Source organism: Oceanibaculum nanhaiense, assembly GCF_002148795.1.
Lineage (GTDB): Bacteria > Pseudomonadota > Alphaproteobacteria > Oceanibaculales > Oceanibaculaceae > Oceanibaculum > Oceanibaculum nanhaiense.
In genome coordinates this window covers 333,747-351,026 of the sequence record NZ_MPOB01000003.1, presented here as the reverse complement: position 1 = coordinate 351,026, position 17,280 = coordinate 333,747, and the positions used below count along the sequence as shown (strand labels likewise).

Annotated in this window: 15 protein-coding genes and 1 tRNA gene; 9 read left to right on the top strand and 7 right to left on the bottom strand. The window is 65.8% G+C overall.

Annotation, left to right across the window (positions count from 1 at the left end; translation table 11 throughout):
* Positions 1-90 precede the first annotated feature (90 nt).
* Positions 91-1,062, top strand: coding sequence for a PAS domain-containing protein (locus BKM74_RS06960; RefSeq protein WP_176342428.1), 972 nt, complete (start codon positions 91-93; stop codon positions 1,060-1,062).
* A gap of 11 nt (positions 1,063-1,073) precedes the next feature.
* Here the strand turns inward: BKM74_RS06960 and BKM74_RS06955 are convergent, their stop codons facing one another.
* From BKM74_RS06955 to BKM74_RS06945, 3 genes are all read right to left on the bottom strand, one after another.
* Positions 1,074-1,457, bottom strand: a complete 384-nt coding sequence (locus BKM74_RS06955) for a hypothetical protein (protein ID WP_086464964.1) — start codon at positions 1,455-1,457, stop codon at positions 1,074-1,076.
* 88 nt (positions 1,458-1,545) lie between these two features.
* Positions 1,546-2,043: a hypothetical protein gene (locus BKM74_RS06950; protein ID WP_086464963.1), complete on the bottom strand. Its 498-nt coding sequence runs from the start codon at positions 2,041-2,043 to the stop codon at positions 1,546-1,548.
* On the bottom strand, positions 2,043-2,435 hold the full coding sequence (locus tag BKM74_RS06945; protein ID WP_086464962.1) for a DUF6152 family protein: 393 nt from the start codon (positions 2,433-2,435) through the stop codon (positions 2,043-2,045). Before BKM74_RS06945 ends, BKM74_RS06950 begins: the two co-directional genes overlap by 1 nt.
* A gap of 160 nt (positions 2,436-2,595) precedes the next feature.
* On the opposite strand from BKM74_RS06945, the gene BKM74_RS06940 reads away from it, so the two are divergent.
* Positions 2,596-4,131 (top strand): alkaline phosphatase family protein, encoded by a 1,536-nt coding sequence (locus BKM74_RS06940; protein ID WP_245825843.1) that lies wholly within the window; start codon positions 2,596-2,598, stop codon positions 4,129-4,131.
* On the opposite strand, the gene BKM74_RS06935 is transcribed toward BKM74_RS06940, so the two are convergent.
* Both BKM74_RS06935 and BKM74_RS06930 read right to left on the bottom strand, forming a co-directional pair.
* Positions 4,128-4,904 carry a DODA-type extradiol aromatic ring-opening family dioxygenase gene (locus BKM74_RS06935; protein WP_086464961.1) on the bottom strand — a complete coding sequence of 259 codons (777 nt, stop codon included), beginning with the start codon at positions 4,902-4,904 and terminating at the stop codon, positions 4,128-4,130. The genes BKM74_RS06940 and BKM74_RS06935 overlap by 4 nt on opposite strands.
* Positions 4,905-4,964: 60 nt before the next feature.
* Positions 4,965-5,414, bottom strand: a complete 450-nt coding sequence (locus tag BKM74_RS06930) for a DoxX family protein (RefSeq protein ID WP_322096627.1) — start codon at positions 5,412-5,414, stop codon at positions 4,965-4,967.
* Between the two features lie 328 nt (positions 5,415-5,742).
* Between BKM74_RS06930 and putA the strand changes: the two genes are divergently transcribed.
* Positions 5,743-9,636, top strand: coding sequence for a trifunctional transcriptional regulator/proline dehydrogenase/L-glutamate gamma-semialdehyde dehydrogenase (gene putA, locus BKM74_RS06925; protein WP_086464959.1), 3,894 nt, complete (start codon positions 5,743-5,745; stop codon positions 9,634-9,636).
* Positions 9,637-9,722: 86 nt separating this feature from the next.
* Positions 9,723-10,640 carry a restriction endonuclease gene (locus tag BKM74_RS06920; RefSeq protein ID WP_086464958.1) on the top strand — a complete coding sequence of 306 codons (918 nt, stop codon included), beginning with the start codon at positions 9,723-9,725 and terminating at the stop codon, positions 10,638-10,640.
* A gap of 16 nt (positions 10,641-10,656) precedes the next feature.
* On the opposite strand, the gene BKM74_RS06915 is transcribed toward BKM74_RS06920, so the two are convergent.
* Both BKM74_RS06915 and BKM74_RS06910 read right to left on the bottom strand, forming a co-directional pair.
* Positions 10,657-10,743 (bottom strand) — tRNA-Leu (locus BKM74_RS06915).
* A gap of 94 nt (positions 10,744-10,837) precedes the next feature.
* Positions 10,838-11,620, bottom strand: a complete 783-nt coding sequence (locus BKM74_RS06910; protein ID WP_086464957.1) for a competence/damage-inducible protein A — start codon at positions 11,618-11,620, stop codon at positions 10,838-10,840.
* Positions 11,621-11,733: 113 nt separating this feature from the next.
* Between BKM74_RS06910 and BKM74_RS06905 the strand changes: the two genes are divergently transcribed.
* From BKM74_RS06905 to BKM74_RS06885, 5 genes are all read left to right on the top strand, one after another.
* Positions 11,734-12,291 (top strand): PAS domain-containing protein, encoded by a 558-nt coding sequence (locus BKM74_RS06905; RefSeq protein ID WP_086464956.1) that lies wholly within the window; start codon positions 11,734-11,736, stop codon positions 12,289-12,291.
* 138 nt (positions 12,292-12,429) lie between these two features.
* Positions 12,430-13,233: a type I methionyl aminopeptidase gene (gene map, locus BKM74_RS06900; RefSeq protein WP_086464955.1), complete on the top strand. Its 804-nt coding sequence runs from the start codon at positions 12,430-12,432 to the stop codon at positions 13,231-13,233.
* An 89-nt stretch (positions 13,234-13,322) separates the two neighbouring features.
* Positions 13,323-14,741, top strand: a complete 1,419-nt coding sequence (locus tag BKM74_RS06895; protein WP_086464954.1) for an amidase — start codon at positions 13,323-13,325, stop codon at positions 14,739-14,741.
* 79 nt (positions 14,742-14,820) lie between these two features.
* The gene (radC, locus tag BKM74_RS06890; RefSeq protein WP_086464953.1) at positions 14,821-15,549 is read left to right on the top strand and encodes a RadC family protein; all 729 of its coding nucleotides are present in this window, start codon (positions 14,821-14,823) and stop codon (positions 15,547-15,549) included.
* Between the two features lie 246 nt (positions 15,550-15,795).
* Positions 15,796-17,196 (top strand): M20 family metallopeptidase, encoded by a 1,401-nt coding sequence (locus BKM74_RS06885; protein ID WP_086464952.1) that lies wholly within the window; start codon positions 15,796-15,798, stop codon positions 17,194-17,196.
* Positions 17,197-17,280: the final 84 nt, after the last annotated feature.

Below are 17,280 nucleotides of genomic sequence, written 5' to 3'. Positions count from 1 at the left end.
CCGCGTGAAACTAGAGCGCAGGCAGCCGATAGAAATCGCATGACCATGAAATATGTACCTGGAAATCTGGGACCGACAGGATCGGACACGATGTTGCGCGTCTATGATTCATTGAAAGGCGAGGGCATTGTGATTGCCGATCCGGCGATGGCCATCGATCCGGACCTGAAGATGCTTTTCGAATATTGGAAGCGGTTGCGCCGCCCCGATGGCGATGCGCATTACCTCGACCTCGATTTCTCGACGCTGCCGCGCCGGCTGCTGCCCTGGCTCTATCTGATTGAGGTGGAGCGAGGAGAGTCGATACGCCTGAAGGTGCGCACGGTCGGCGAACTGGTCACCCGGCATATCGGTATCGAGCTGCGCGGGCGCTATCTCGACGAGGTGAAGGGCGCGGAGGAGACCAGTCAGCGCATGCGTTTCTGCGTCGAGCGCAAGCTGCCCTACCGCATCCGCAATACCGCGAAGTGGGACAATGTCACCTGCACCAGTTACGAGGCGCTCGTGCTGCCGCTCTGCGACGAGGTGGGGCAGGTCGCCTATGTGCTGACGGTGGCGAAATACGACCATGTCGAACCGGTCGCAGTCAGCGATTCCAGCCTGTCCAACCTTAACGCGCCGGTGAACCTGCCGCGCTTCACTTCCAGCGTCCTGGACGAGGGCTTCGCCTATTGGGACCAGATTCGCGGGGACCGCCGGATGCCGCGATTCACCGATATCGATGCGATCGATATCCCGAAGCTGTTGCCCCATGCGCTGGTGCTGGACGTGGAAGCCGAGCCGCTCGATTTCCGCTACCGGCTGATCGGCGAGCATGTCGGCAAGTTCGGGCGCAAGGGGCTGAAAGGCCGCAGTTTCCGGGAATTCGACGAGAAGAAGCCCGGCAACACTATCTTCGATACGCTGGCGACCGTCGTGTACGGGAAGTTGCCGCGCTTCGGCCGCTCGGACTATGCTGGCGAGAACCCAAAGATGCGGATGTTCCAGGAAATCCTGCTGCCGCTCTCCGATGATGGAGAGAACGTGAACCGCGTTCTGATTTTCGTGGAATTCCGGGGCTAGGGACCGGTGTCCTAGCTTGCGATGTCGGTATAGCCGCGCTCAATGGCGCGTTCCATCGCCTCGAAGGCGCGCATCAGTTCCTCATAGGCTTCGCGTGCCTGGCGCAGCTCCTGGATTTCCGTGGCGTTCGGCCGGCCGGCGCCGCCGGCGAAGGTCAGCGCCTTGGCCAGATAGTCGGCCCGCAGCTCCGCCACGCGGGTTGCCAGCCGCAGGAAGTTCTGCTGATTGAGGTTCTGCACCTTCTTGTGGATGACCTCGCGGTTGGCCGCGAAGACCGACATCTCGATGCCTTCCATGAAGCGGATCAGCTTTATACGAGCGTCCTTGTCCAGCATGTCGCGTGACATCAGGTGATCGACCTTCTCACCGATATTGACCCGTGTGATCTTCGGCATCCGAACTCTCCCGAGCCGAGGTTGGCCCTGCTACGCAAGCATATCAGAAAGTGCTGGAAAACCTAGACGAATCCGTTTCCGGCCAGACTTACAGATAGGCGATCATCCGGCCGGCGATCAGCACGCCAAGCCACAGGAACAGCGAGGCGATGGCCGCCAGCCTGGCGCCCGGCGGCGGGGCGTCCGTTGGCCAGGCGGCGACACTGCGCCACGCGCCGCGATGCAGCAGCAGCGCGTTCAGGCCGGCAAGGAAGATCAGCCCTATCTTCACAAGAAAGGCAGGGTTCACGCCAACATGCGCGGCCTCCGTCGTCAGCAGCAGCAGGCCGCTGGGCAGCGCCAGCGCGAAGCCGGCAATGGAAAGCGGCAGGGTGAGGCTGGCCAGCTGTGCCACGGGCATTGCCGCCATGCGCCAGCCCAGGAGGCGAAAATCCAGCGCGACGATGGTGCCGATCAGCAGGGCAAAGCCCAGGATATGGACGATCTCCACCGCCGGGAACAGCCACAGGCTTTCCCGCATGGCGCGGCCGATGGCGCCATCCTGCAGCCAGTGCAGAAGGGCGGGCCCCTGCGAATCGGGGGGCATCAGCGCAGTTCGACCGTCTTGCCGTCCACGGTGATGCGTTCAGCGCGCAGCTCCTGAGGATCGCGGCGGTTCTGATAGCCCTCGACTGTCACTTCCTTGCCCTCGGTCAGCATGCCGCGTTCGAGGCCACGGCTGTCCATGCGGAACGGCGGAGCAAGGATGACATTCCACTCCTTGCCCTCGGCGGTCATGTCGAGCGTGCCGTGCGGGTTGTCGTAGCTGGCGGACTTGATTGTCCCGGTCAACGTGACGAGCTTCGCGGAATCGTAGCTGCTCCAGCCATGATGCGCGTTGGCGTTTTGATGCAGCGCGAAAGCCGCAAGGGCGGCCAGACCCAGCATCAGCATCAGCCGGCGGGCCAGGGGACGCAGCGCGATGGGCTCAGGTTTCATGTCTCTCCCTCCTGTCTGTTCGCCTGATGTTAAATGTCTAACTGCGACGAATTTTGGGCAGGGCAAGGGCCGCCCGCAACTGTCGCGGAACCATCATTGAAATCCGCTGGACGGCGGCGCCGCGTAGGCGATGATGGGCCGCCGCAAGAGGGGGGACTTCATGGCCGTGACGAAACCGCGCAACATTCTGCTGATCACCGCCGACCAGTGGCGCGGCGACACTGTGGGCGCGGCGGGCCATCCGCTGGTGCGCACGCCCAACATCGATGCGCTGGCGGTGGAGGGCACCTTCTTCCGCCGGCATTACGCCAATGCCTCGCCCTGCGGCCCGTCGCGCGCCAGCCTGCTGACTGGCCTCTATCCGCACAATCACCGCTCGATCCGCAACGGCACGCCGCTGGAGGCGCGCTTCACCAACATCGCGCTGGAGGCACGCAAGGCCGGCTATGACCCGGTGCTGTTCGGCTATACCGACAGTGCCGCCGATCCGCGTGAGCTGCCACCCGGCGATCCCCGGCTGGAAACCTATGAGGGGGTGCTGCCCGGCTTCACGGTGGGGGTGCGCATGGCCGAGGATTCGAAGCCCTGGCTCGCCAGCCTGAAGGTAAAGGGCTACGCCGTGCCGGGGCCGGGTTATGCGATCTACCGGCCTGACCCGGCGGCGGTCACGCCCGATAAGGGCCCGACCTTCGCGCCGGCCCGCTTCAGGGCGGAGGACAGCGAAACCCACTGGCTGACCGACCGCGTCATCGAGCATCTGTCGATGCAGGGGGCGGAACCCTTCTTCGTCCACCTCTCCTACCTGCGCCCGCACCCGCCCTTCATCGCGCCGGAACCCTATCATGCGATGTACGATCCGGACGCGGTGCCGCCGCCGCTGTGCGGCGACATCGCGGAGGACAAGGCCCAGCATCCGCTGCTGAAGGCGATGCTGGAGGCGATCCCGCAATCGGCCTTCTTCCAGCATGGGGTAGGATTGGCCGCCGAGATGAGCGCGCGCGACATGCGCCAACTCCGCGCCACCTATTACGCGCTGTTGAGCGAGGTGGACGACAATCTGGGCCGGCTGTTCGGCTTCCTGAAGCGTGAAGGCCTGTGGGATGACACGCTGGTCATCCTCACCAGCGATCATGGCGAGATGCTGGGCGATCATTTCCTGCTCGGCAAGCAGGGCTGGTTCGATGGGGCCTTCCACATCCCGCTGATTGTCCGCGCGCCGGGAATGCCGGGCGGGCGGCAGGTGACCGACTTCACCGAATCGGTGGATGTGATGCCGACCGTGCTGGAGGTGCTCGGCCTCGAGGTGCCGGACCAGTGCGACGGCCGCCCGCTGACCGGCTTTCTGGAGGGGCAGCCGGCTCCCGAGGACTGGCGCGACGCCGCCTGCTTCCTGTTCGATTTCCGCGACGCCCGCCTGCCGGTGCTGCAGGAACCGCTGGGGCTGAAGGCCGACCATTGCACGCTGATAGCGATGCGCGGGGAGCGCTGGAAATATGTGCATTTCACCGCGCTACCGCCACTGCTGTTCGACATGCGCGACGATCCGCAGGAGACCCGCAATCTGGCCAATGATCCGGCCTATGCCGGTGTGATGCTGGAGTGCGCGCAGCGCCTGCTGTCCTGGCGGATGGAGCATGAATATGGCGCGCTCGCCAACCTCATGCTCGGCCCCGGCGGGGTGGTGCGGGGGCGCTAGTCGAAGCGGTACATGTCCATCGCCAGCACGCCGCCATCGATGCTGTGGTGGACGCGCTTTCCCTTGCCGTCGCTGCCCGCGCCCAGTGCGGCGAACAGCGGCAGGAAATGCTCGTCCGTCGGGTGGTTCTGCACGGCGTATGGGGCGGTCTCGCGGTAGGCGAGCAGGTCATCGGTGCGGCCCTCCGCGATGGCGCGTTCCGTCCAGTCAGCGAAGTCCGCCACCCAGCCCGGCGTCGCGCCGCTGCCATCTTGCGTGAAGAAGGCGCGCAGATTGTGCGTCAGGCTGCCCGATCCGAAGATCAGCACATTCTCCTCGCGCAGCGGGCGCAGTGCCTGCCCCAGCGCCAGATGGTGCGCCGGGCCGTAGCAGGTCTGCACGGAAAGCTGGAAGACCGGCACGTCCGCCGCCGGGTACATCAGCGACAGCGGTACCCAGCTGCCATGATCGAGGCCGTGCCCGGCATCGGTCGTTGCCTCATGGCCCGCCGCGCGCAGCAGGCCGGCGGCCTTTGCGGCGAGGTCCGGTGCGCCGGGGGCGGGATAGTCGATATCGAACAGTGCCTGCGGGAATCGGCTGAAATCATGGATGGTGGCCGGACGCCCGGCGGTGGAGACGGTCGGCTGTGCCGCCTCCCAATGGGCGGAGACGGACAGGATCGCCGCCGGCTTGCTGAGCGTGGCGCCGTAGCCCTTCAGGAAACGGTGCGCCGGCCCGTCCTGGATCGCCAGCATGGGTGAGCCGTGCGAGACGAAGAGCGTGGGCATGGTCATGGCGGTTTTCCTTGAAGCGGCAGGGGCGGCCCGTTTCCAGGCAGCCCCCGCCAGTTTCGGTTATGACGCCAGCTTCGTCTCGCGCAGCACCGGCAGCCGGTCGGCCAGCGCATAGGCGCCGTTGCCCAGCAGAACCGCCACCACCGAGGTCGCGATCAGGAAGGCCGGGTACTCCCAGCCGCCGCCGGGGGCGGAGAACAGCCAGCCCTTGTCGGCATGCACCAGGAATAGGGCGCCCAGCAGGGCCGGGATCAGCGCCGCCGAGACCAGCCGCGTGCCGATGCCGGCGATCAGCAACAGCCCGCCGCCGACCTCCGCCAGGATGGTCAGGTAGGCGAGGAAGCCGGGCAGGCCAATCGACTCGAAGAACCCCACCGTACCGGCCGGGGTGAAGACCAGCAGTTTCAGCAGGCCATGGGCCAGATACATCACGCCCAGCGACAGCCGGGTCACAAGCGCCGCATAAGCGACGTTTTGGGTATTGGGTTGGGTATTTTGGGTTGCTGTCATCATCTCTCATCCCTCCGTGTTTGGATCGTGTGGCCGGCCCGGCTGAGTTGCCGTCCGGCCGCCGTTGGGGATGAAGATACGCTTTTTCGAATTGGATACAATTCAGGTTAATCGAAACATATTGTCGCCGATTTGGAGACAGTTTGTGCAAGCTAAGCTGACTAAGAAGCAGTGACTTCGCCTCATCCTCATGCCGTCACCCCCGGTACAAGGCCGGGAATGACGGATGGAGTGAGTGTCTTATTTCTGAGCAGACCAAACTCCGGTTGCACCCGACGAGGTGCAACCGTATTTTGAGAGAGGTGCAACCCGCCGCCCGGAGCAGGCCATGAGCAGCAGCGTCAAGACATCCTCCACCACCATCGGCGTGAAGATCGACGAACGCTTGCGCGCCCGGCTGAAGGCAGTGGCGGAGCAGGTCGGCCGCTCGCCGCACTGGCTGGTGAAACAGTCGCTGCTGAACACCGTCGAGCAGATCGAGCGTGGCGGCACGCTGGCCGCGATCCTGGGCGAGGAGGGCGACGATCTCGACATGGTCGAGGCGGCGGAGGATGCAGCACTGGCGCCCTTCCTGGACTTCGCCCAGACGGTGCAGCCGCAGAGCGTGCTGCGCGCCAAGATCACGGCGGCCTACCGCCGGCCGGAGCCGGAATGCCTGCCGCTGCTGCTGACCCAGGCCGCCTTGCCGAAGAGCGTCACCGATCCGGCGAAGGCGCTTGCCGGCACGCTGGTCGAAGCGCTGCGCGAGAAGATGCACGGCGGCGGCGTCGAGGCGCTGATCCACGAATATTCGCTGTCCAGCCAGGAAGGCGTGGCGCTGATGTGCCTGGCCGAAGCGCTGCTGCGCATCCCCGACCGTGGCACCCGCGACGCGCTGATCCGCGACAAGATCGGCGTCGGCGACTGGGAGGCGCATATCGGCCACAGCCCGTCGCTGTTCGTGAACGCCGCCACCTGGGGGCTGCTGGTCACTGGCAAGCTGACCGGCACCAGCAGCGAGGCCGGCCTGTCCTCGGCCCTGACCCGGATCATCGGCAAGGGCGGCGAGCCGCTGATCCGCAAGGGCGTCGATATCGCCATGCGGATGATGGGCGAGCAGTTCGTCACCGGCCAGACCATCGCCGAGGCGCTGGCCAACAGCCGCAAATATGAATCGCGCGGCTTCCGTTATTCCTACGACATGCTGGGCGAGGCGGCGGTCACGGCGGCGGATGCCGACCGCTATTATCGCGATTATGAGCAGGCGATCCACGCCATCGGCAAGGCGGCGGGCAAGCGCGGCATCTATGAGGGGCCGGGCATCTCGGTAAAGCTGTCGGCGCTGCACCCGCGCTATTCGCGCAGCCAGTATGAGCGCATGACCGGCGAGCTGCTGCCGCGCCTGAAGACGCTGGTGCTGCTGGCGAAGCAGTATGATATCGGCCTGAACATCGACGCGGAGGAAGCCGACCGGCTGGAAATCTCCCTCGATCTGCTGGACTCGCTCTGCTTCGATCCCGATCTCGCCGGCTGGAACGGCATCGGCTTCGTCATCCAGGCCTATCAGAAGCGCGCGCCCTTCGTGATCGATTATGTGATCGACCTAGCGCGGCGCAGTGGCCACCGCCTGATGATCCGGCTGGTGAAGGGTGCTTATTGGGACGGCGAGATCAAACGCGCCCAGCAGGACGGTCTGGAGGGCTTCCCGGTCTATACCCGCAAGCTCTATACCGACGTTTCCTACATCGCCTGCGCGCGCAAGCTGCTGGCCGCCCCCGATGCGGTATTCCCGCAATTCGCCACCCATAACGCGCACACGCTGGCGACGATCTATCACATGGCGGGCGCCAATTATTACGCCGGCCAGTACGAGTTCCAGTGCCTGCACGGCATGGGCGAGCCGCTCTATGACGAGGTGGTCGGCCATAACAAGCTGAACCGGCCCTGCCGCATCTATGCGCCGGTCGGCACGCATGAGACGCTGCTGGCCTACCTCGTGCGCCGCCTGCTGGAGAACGGCGCCAACACCTCCTTCGTGAACCGCATCGCCGACCGGTCGATCCCGGTGGAGGATCTGGTCGCCGATCCGGTGGCGCAGGCCGCCGCCATCACGCCGGTCGGGGCACCGCATCCGAAGATTTCCCTGCCGCGCGACCTGTTCCGGCCGGCGCGGCCGAATTCCGCCGGCCTCGATCTCACCAACGAACAGCGGCTGGCTTCGCTGTCCGGCGCCCTGTTGAGCGGGGTGGAGATGCCCTACCGCGCCGAGCCGCTGCTGGCCGACGGCCCGGCAGACGGTGTCGAGCGGGCGATCCGCAACCCAGCCAACCACCGCGATCTCGTCGGCGTCTGCTTCGATGCCACGCCGGAGACTGTCACGGCGGCGATGGGCCATGCCGCTTCTTCCGCGCCAATCTGGCAGGCGACCCCGCCGGAGGAGCGCGCGGCCTGCCTCGACCGTGCCGCCGATCTGATGGAGGCACGGATGCAGGCGCTGCTCGGCCTCATCGTGCGTGAGGCCGGCAAGTCGCTGCCCAACGCCATCGGCGAGGTGCGCGAGGCGGTGGATTTCCTGCGCTACTACGCCGTGCAGGTGCGTGACGGCTTCGCCAATGACACGCACCGCCCGCTGGGGCCGGTGGTCTGCATCAGCCCGTGGAACTTTCCGCTGGCGATCTTCACCGGGCAGGTGGCAGCGGCGCTGGCAGCCGGCAATGCCGTGCTGGCGAAACCGGCCGAGGAAACGCCGCTGATCGCCGCGCAGGCCGTGGCCCTGCTGCAGGAGGCCGGGGTGCCGGCCGGTGCCCTGCAATTGCTGCCGGGCGATGGCCGGGTGGGTGCTGCGCTGGTCGCGGATACGCGCACGGCGGGCGTCATGTTCACCGGCTCGACCGAGGTGGCGCGGCTGATCCGCAGCAAACTGGCCGAGCGGCTGAACGCCGACGGCAAGCCGGTGCCGCTGATCGCCGAGACCGGCGGCCAGAACGCGCTGATCGTGGATAGCTCTGCCCTGCCGGAACAGGTGGTGCTGGACGTGCTGATGTCGGCCTTCGATTCCGCCGGCCAGCGCTGCTCCGCCCTGCGCGTGCTGTGCCTGCAGGAGGAGATCGCCGACCGGGTGCTGGAAATGCTGCGCGGCGCGCTGGCCGAACTGACGGTCGGCAATCCGGACCGGCTGGCGACCGATGTCGGCCCGGTCATCACCGAGGAGGCGCGGCAGACCATCCAGACCCATATCGAGGCGATGCGCGGCAAGGGCCACAAGGTGGAGCAGGCGGAACTGCCCCCGGCGGCGCGGCACGGCACCTTCGTCGCCCCGGCGCTGATCGAGATCGGCGATATCGGCGAGTTGGAGCGCGAGGTGTTCGGCCCCGTCCTGCATGTCGTGCGTTATCGCCGCCCGAAGCTGAAGGCGCTGGTCGAGGCAATCAACGGCACCGGCTATGGCCTGACCTTCGGCGTGCACAGCCGCATCGACGAGACCATCGCAAAGCTGACCGCGCAGGCGGAGGCCGGCAATATCTATGTGAACCGCAATCTGATCGGCGCGGTGGTCGGCGTGCAGCCCTTCGGCGGGCGCGGCCTGTCCGGTACCGGGCCGAAGGCGGGCGGGCCGCTCTATCTGCACCGGCTGCTGTCGCGCCGCCCGGCGGACAAACATGCCGACCTCGCCCCCTCGAAAAAGGCGCTGGCCCCGGCTCTTGCCTATCGCGACTGGCTGGCGGCGTCGGGTAAGTCAACGGTGGCTGAAACCGTCACCCGCTATATTGACCGCAGCCTGCTGGGCGCCTCGGTCGAGCTGCCCGGCCCGGTCGGCGAACGCAATCTCTACTCGCTGACGCCGCGCGGCACCATCGCCTGCCTGACGCAGGGCGAGGAGGGGCTGCTGTGCCAGGTCGGCGCGGCGCTGGCGACCGGCAACCGCGCGCTGGTGCCGGCGGATCGGGCCACGCTGTTCGCGGGCGTGCCGGACGCCGTGAAGCCGCTGATCCAGCCGGTCGAGGATGTGGCGAAGGCTGCGTGTGCGGCACTGCTGTTCGAGGGCGACAGTGACGCGCTGATGGCGCTGAACCGAGCGCTGGCCGAGCGTCCCGGCGCCATCGTGCCGGTGCATGGCGTCACCCGCGCGGATCTGGCCGAGGGCCGCGACGACTATCCGCTGTTCATGCTGCTGGAGGAACGCGCGGTCAGCATCAATACGGCGGCGGCCGGCGGCAATGCCAGCCTGATGACCATCGGGTAGGGGTGAAATAGTAATAGTTAAATTCGTATTGCTTTGGATAACATGCACTTAATAATTGTGCGTGTTATCAGGGAGGCAATACGGGAATGGCGATACCGAATTTCCAGGAATTGCTGATGCCGGTCCTCAAGGCATCAGCGGATGGCGAGGTGCATATCGCTGAGGTGGAAAATCGTATTGCCGCTGATCTGCATTTGAGCGCTGACGATCTGGCGGCCCTGTTGCCATCGGGCAAACAAGGGGTGTTCGCGAATCGGGTACGCTGGGCGAAAAGCTATCTTGGCAAGGCAAAATTGATCGAGCTGACAGGCCGTGGGCTGTTCCGTATTTCGGAACGCGGGCTGAAGGTGATGGAAAATCCACCTGCCGCCCTGAACGTCAAGTTCCTGAAGCAGTACCCCGAGTTTTTGACGTTTCATCAGCCCGCCGAAGAGATACGTGCAACGCACGAACCGGCAAGCGAGGATACTGATCAAGCTGCCACGCCTGACGAATTGATCCGCGAAGCCCATGCCGGTCTTGAGGCGGAGTTGTCTCAGGAAATCCTGCAACGTATTCAGGCGGCTCCGCCGGCTTTTTTCGAGCGGATCGTGGTGCAGCTTCTCGTCGCCATGGGCTATGGCGGTTCGACCGGGCAGGCCGGCGAGGCGCTGGTGATCGGGCGTAGCGGCGATGGCGGCATTGATGGCGTGATTGATCAGGATGCGTTGGGGCTGGACCGGGTCTATGTCCAGGCAAAGCGCTATGCCGATGGCAATATCGTTGGCGCGGGGGCGATCCGAGATTTCTTCGGCGCGCTGGACGGGTTCAAGGCAGCCAAGGGGCTGTTCGTCACCACCTCCGGCTTCAGCGCCTCGGCGAAGCAGACGGCGGAGAGCTTGAGCAAGCGCATCGTCCTCATAGACGGTCCGCAGCTCGCGCGGCTGATGATCCGCTACGATGTCGGCTGCCGTATCGAAGAGACGCTCTACATCAAGAAGATCGACGAGGATTTTTTCGAATAGCCTCCGGCGTCCTCCCTGGTGCCCGCTGCCGGACTCGAACCGGCACTTCCCGGAGGAAAACAGATTTTAAGTCTGCTGCGTCTACCGATTCCGCCAAGCGGGCAGGGGGAGTAGCCGCGCCCTTGATAGCGCGTCCGGGCAGGCCAGGACAATCGCCGATGGTGGTGGGATTCGTTTTCCCCCTCACCCAGCTCCGCCTACTTCGCCGCTGCTTCCTTCACCGGCTCGCCCTCGACGGGTTCGCCGCCGAGGCTGCGGATCAGGACGCGCACTTCCTCCGCCGCCGTGTCCAGCGCCGCCTCGTCGGTGCCGCGCAGCACCAGCGACACGCCAAAGCCGCCGCCGGCGAAATAGGGGTAGCTGCCGATGTCGATGTCGGGATGGCGCGCCTGGATGGCGCCCAGCCCCTGCGCCAGCGTGCCTTCGCCCAGCCGGCAAGATACGGTGCGCGAGGCGATCGGCGCGCCAGTCGCCAGCTCGCCGCGCACGCTGTCGAACATCGCCTGCATGATGCGCGGGATGCCGGCGAACACATAGACATTGCCGATGCGGAAGCCGGGCGCCTTGGAGACCGGGTTCTCGACCAGCGTGGCACCTTCCGGCACCTCGGCCATCTTCTTGCGCGCGTCGTTGAACTCCGCCCCGGTGGCGGCATAGTGCGCGGCCAGCACCGCCATCGCGTCGGGGTGGCGGATGAGCTTCACCCCGAAGGCCGCGGCAATGCAGGCCGAGGTGATGTCGTCATGCGTCGGCCCGATGCCGCCGGTGGTGAAGACATAGGAGTAGCGTGCGCGCAGCGCGTTCACCGCCTCGACGATATTGGCCTCGATATCGGGCACGATGCGCACTTCCATCATGCGGATGCCCATCTCGGCCAGCTGCGCGCCCAGATAGGCGAGGTTCGCGTCCTTGGTGCGGCCGGACAGCACCTCATTGCCGATGATGACGAGTGAGGCTGTGGGGGCGGGGTTTGATTCCATGGGATGAAACCTTAACTTTCTTGCTTTACGGATGCAGGCCGCAGAGGAAAACGCAAGGGCGCGCCGGGAGAAGATAGGCCGCCTCATGCGTGCAGGAAAGGGATAGCAGCAGAATGACCCCCGCCAAGGCAGCGCCGTCTGCAATGCCGCGCCCCATGCGCATCGTCAGCCCGCGGCTGCAGAAACTCTATGCGCTGTGGCTGCATGCCGCCGACGGCTACCGCATGCCCGATCCCGGCCGTATCGGACCGGTCGATCTGGCGGACGAGCTGCCGAATCTGCTGCATGTCGAGGTTGTCTGGCCGGAGAATGGGGCGCCATCGCGCTTCCGCTACCGCACCATCGGGATGGCGCTGCAGCGCTTCTATGGCAGCAATCCCGAAGGCAAATATGTCGATCAGATGCCGAATCCGCTGTTCCGCCGCATCGCCGGCGCGGCCTATCGCGAGGTGGTGGAGAGCCGCGCACCCACCTGCCAGACCCAGCGCTTCTACAAGGATTTCTGGTTCGCCGCCTATGAGCGGCTGCTGCTGCCGCTGTCGGCGGACAGCGACACTGTGACCTCGATCATCGGCTGCATCGTGCCGAAGGTCGGCGTGGTGAAGGATGGGAAGGAGGCGCCGCTGGAACAGGAAATGGCGGCGGTGCTCACCGCATCACGGAAGGGCTGATCTGCCGTAAAAGCAGGTGACGCGCCATCCCGTCATCCCCATCTGGCTGGACAAGTGGGGTCGCTTGGCGGTATAGGCCGGGCTTTTACGCCGGATGACCGTGATTTCGGCCTCTTTCTATGCGATAAGGATCAGGTCATGGAAGACCTCCGACGCGAAGAGCGCAGCATCAAAATTCACACCGCCGCCGACTTCGATGGCATGCGGCGCGCCGGGCGGCTTGCGGCCGAAACGCTGGATTTTATCACGCCGCATGTACAGCCTGGCGTGACCACCGGCGAACTGGACCGGCTGTGTCATGACTACATCGTCGAAAATGGCGCGGTGCCGGCGCCGCTGGGCTATCGCGGCTTTCCGAAATCGATCTGCACCTCGGTCAATCATGTCGTCTGCCACGGTATTCCCGGCGACAAGAAGCTGGTCGAGGGCGACATCCTGAACATCGACGTGACGGTGATCCTGGATGGCTGGCACGGCGATACCAGCCGCATGTTCGGGGTCGGCAAGATCGGCGTGAAGGGCCAGAAGCTGATCGATGTCACCTATGAGGCGATGATGCTGGGCATCCAGGCGGTGAAGCCCGGCGCCACGCTGGGCGATATCGGCCATGCCATCCAGACCCATGCCGAGGGGCAGCGCTTTTCCGTGGTGCGGGATTTCTGCGGCCACGGCCTGGGCAAGGTGTTCCACGACGCACCGTCGATCCTGCATTACGGCAAGCCGGGCAAGGGCATCGCGCTGCGCCCGGGCATGTTCTTCACCGTCGAGCCGATGATCAATGCCGGCCGCTATGACGTGAAGGTGCTGGCCGATGACTGGACGGCGGTCACCAAGGACCGTTCGCTGTCGGCGCAGTTCGAGCATTCCATCGCCGTGACCGAGGACGGGTTCGAGATTTTCACGGCCTCGCCCAGGGGCTGGGACCGCCCACCCTACGTCTGACCTGCGTCTGAACCGGACCGGCTTCTTCGGGGGCTGGTCAAACGCGCCTCCGCTTCGCTAAGGTCTGCCCAACGGAACAGGGTAGGCCAATGACAAACGACAATATCGACATCTGCTATCTTCCCGCGACGGAGCTGCTGAAGCACTACCGCCGCAAGAGCCTGTCGCCGGTCGAGGTGACCAAGGCGGTGCTGGCGCGTATCGAGGCGGTGGACCCGCATGTGAACGCCTTCTGCCTGGTCGATGCCGAATCGGCGCTGGCCGCCGCCCGCGCCTCGGAAGCGCGCTGGATGCAGCGCGAACCGCGCGGCATGGTCGATGGCATCCCGGCGACGGTGAAGGATCTGATCCTGAGCGAGGGCTGGCCGACCCTGCGCGGCAGCAAGACCGTGGCGCGCAACCAGAACTGGCCGGAGGACGCGCCCGCCGTGGCGCGGCTGCGCGAGGAAGGGGCCGTTCTGGTCGGCAAGACCACCACGCCGGAATATGGCTGGAAGGGCGTCACCGACAGCCCGCTGACCGGCATCACCCGCAATCCGTGGGACACCTCGAAGACGCCGGGCGGTTCCTCCGGCGGGGCGGCGGCGGCGGCGGCGCTTGGCATGGGATGCCTGCATATTGGCACCGATGGCGGCGGCTCGATCCGCATGCCCTCGGGCTTCACCGGCATCTTCGGCCTGAAGGCGCATTTCGGCCGGGTTCCCGCCTTCCCGGCCAGCCCGATGGGCACGCTGTCGCATGTCGGGCCGATGACCCGCACCGTGGGCGACACGGCGCTGATGATGAACGCGATTGCCATGCCGGATGCGCGCGACTGGTTCTCCCTGCCTTATGACGGACGCGACTACCGCATCGGGCTGGAGGATGGCGTCGAGGGGCTGCGCATCGCCTACAGCCCGGCGCTGGGCTATGCCAAGGTCGATCCGGAGATTGCCGAGGCGGTGAACCGGGCGGTGCAGGTCTTCGTCGATATGGGGGCGGAGGTGGACGAGGTCGATCCCGGCTTCGAGGATCCGGCCTGGGTGTTCCGCACCCACTGGTATTTCGGTGCCGCCAACCTCTATCGCAAGCTGACGCCGGAGCAGCGCAAGCTGATGGATCCCGGCTTCGTCGAGGTGGCGGAGGAAGGGCTGACCTATACCTCGGAGCAGATCGCCAAGGCGGCCGAGGCGCGCTCCTCGCTTGGCCTTACCATGAATTTGTTCCATGAGAGCTACGATCTGCTGCTGACGCCGACCCTGCCGCAGCCTGCCTTCGATGCCGGCATCGAATTCCCGGCGGGCAAGGGCTTCAGCCGCTGGCCCGACTGGGCGCCGTTCAGCCATCCCTTCAACCTGACGCAGCAGCCCGCCGCCAGCGCGCCCTGCGGGTTTACGAAGGCGGGACTGCCGATCGGGCTGCAGATCGTCGGACCGGCCCATGCCGATGCGCTGGTGCTGCAGGCCGCCCGCGCCTATGAATCGGCGCACCCCTTCGTGATGCCGAAGGACGCGAACGTCACCCATTGAGGGGGGGAGAGACACCCCCCTTGCCAAGCCGCGCGCCGCACCGTTCAATGGCGGGAACGCCAATCAGGAATGGTGCGGCATGGCCCGGCACAATGCACGGCAGGCGACGGCGGAAGCGGCAGAAGAAGAGACGGAACGGCCGCATTATCACGGCCACCGCAAGCGCCTGCGCGAGCGCTTCCTGGCGGCCGGCGCCGACGCGCTGCCGGATTACGAACTGCTGGAGCTGGTGCTGTTCCTGGCCCAGCCGCGCGGCGACATGAAGCCGCTGGCCAAGCGGCTCATTGACCGGTTCGGCAATTTCGCCGAGGTCATCAGCGCCGACCCGCACGCGCTGTCCGAGATCGAGGGGGTGGGGGAGAGCGCGCTGGCCGCGCTGAAGAGCGTGCAGGCGGGCGCGCACCGGCTGTTGCGCCAGCGCATCCTGAACCGGCCTGTGATCTCCTCCTGGCGCGACCTGCTGGATTATTGCCGCGCCTCCATGGGCTTCGAGAAGCTGGAGCAGTTCCGCGTGCTGTTCCTCGACCGCAAGAACATGATCATCGCCGACGAGCTGATGCAGAAGGGTACGGTGGACCAGACGCCGGTCTATCCGCGCGAGGTGATCCGCCGCGCGCTGGAACTGCACGCCTCCGCCCTCATCATGGTCCACAACCACCCGTCCGGCGACCCGACGCCCAGCCGCGCCGACATCGAGATGACGAAGGAGGTGCAGGCCGCCGGCAAGGCGCTCGGCATCGCGCTGCACGACCATGTCGTCATCGGCCGCGACGACCATGCGAGCTTCAAGGCGCTGGGGCTGTTGTAGAGCTCTCATCTTGTCATTGCCGGGCTTGACCCGGCAATCCAGGGCGGCAGGCAAATAAGATGCAGGCAGAGCACCGCCCCTGGACCCCCGGATCAAGTCCGGGGGTGACAAGATAAGGGTTTTCCCGCCGGTGCTTCGCTCCCTCAAGCAGGAATGCCACCGAAACCTAGTATCCCCACCTTGCCGCCCGGCTTTTTCCGGCGCTAAACTCCGGGCTTCCGTTCCCTACCCGGTGGATATCAGGACATGAGCAGGCAGGCAGCGATCGCGGACGCGGTGGCGCAACTCGACAATGGGACTTTTCTGAAGGACCTCGCGCGGCGCGTGGCGATCCCCACGGAAAGCCAGAACCCGGAGCGCAAGGACGCGCTGCTGGCCTACCTCACCGACGAGATGCAGCCGACGCTGGAGGCCATCGGCTTTTCCTGCCGCATCCTGCCGAATCCGGTCGCGCATGGCGGGCCGTTCCTGATCGCCGAGCGCATCGAGGGCGAGGGGCTGCCGACCGTGCTGAGCTATGGCCATGGCGATGTGATCCGCGGGCTGGAGGACCAGTGGCGCGACGGCATCACCCCGTGGGAGATGAAGCAGGAGGGCGACAAGCTCTACGGGCGCGGCACGGCGGACAATAAGGGCCAGCACTCGATCAACATCCAGGCGCTGACATCGGTGATCGGCGCGCGCGGCAATCTCGGCTTCAACTGCAAGCTGCTGATCGAGACCGGCGAGGAAACCGGCTCCCCCGGCCTGCGTCTGTTGTGCGAGCAGGAGAAAGACGCGCTGGCCGCCGATTTGCTGCTGGCCTCCGACGGTCCCCGTTTGCAGCCGGGCCGCCCGACCATCTTCCTGGGCGCGCGCGGCAATTTCAATTTCGACATGTGGCTGGATCTGCGCGAGGGCGCGCATCATTCCGGCAATTGGGGTGGGCTGCTGGCCGATCCCGGCGTGATCCTGGCGCACGCCATCGCCTCGATCTGCTCGCCGACCGGCAAGATCCTGGTCGATGGCTTCCTGCCGACGCCGATCCCCAATTCGGTGCGCGCGGCGCTGGCCGACTGCACCGTCGATGGCGGCGAGGACGGGCCGAAGATCGACGCATGGTGGGGCGAGCCGGGCATGACCCCGGCGGAGCGCGTCTATGGCTGGAACAGCTTCGATGTGCTGGCCTTCAAGACCGGCAATCCGGAGCGCCCGGTGAACGCCATCCCGCCCTCGGCCAAGGCGCATTGCCAGATCCGCTTCGTGGTCGGCAGCGACCCGGAGAATTTCCTGCCGTCTTTACGCAAGCATCTGGACGCGCGCGGCTTCCAGGCGGTGCAGCTGGCGGCCAGCCGCGATGCCTATTTCAAGGCGACGCGCCTGGACCCGGACGATCCCTGGGTGAAGTGGGCGGTCGGCTCCATCGAGGCGACGCTGGGGGCGAAGCCCGCCGTGCTGCCCAATCTCGGCGGCTCGCTGCCCAACGACATTTTTACCGACGTGCTGAAATTGCCTACCGTCTGGGTCCCGCATTCCTATGCGTCCTGCTCCCAGCATGCGCCGAACGAGCATGCGCTGCTGCCGATCATCCGCGAGGGCTTGCAGATGATGGCCGGGCTGTTCTGGGATCTGGGCGAGAAATCGGTGCCGGCGCGTAAGGCCGCGTGACGGGCGGGGGCGGGCCAGGGAGGTATGGCCCGCATCTTGCTTGGCTGTGCACGAGATTCTTCTGGACTCGTGCGGAGGCTATGC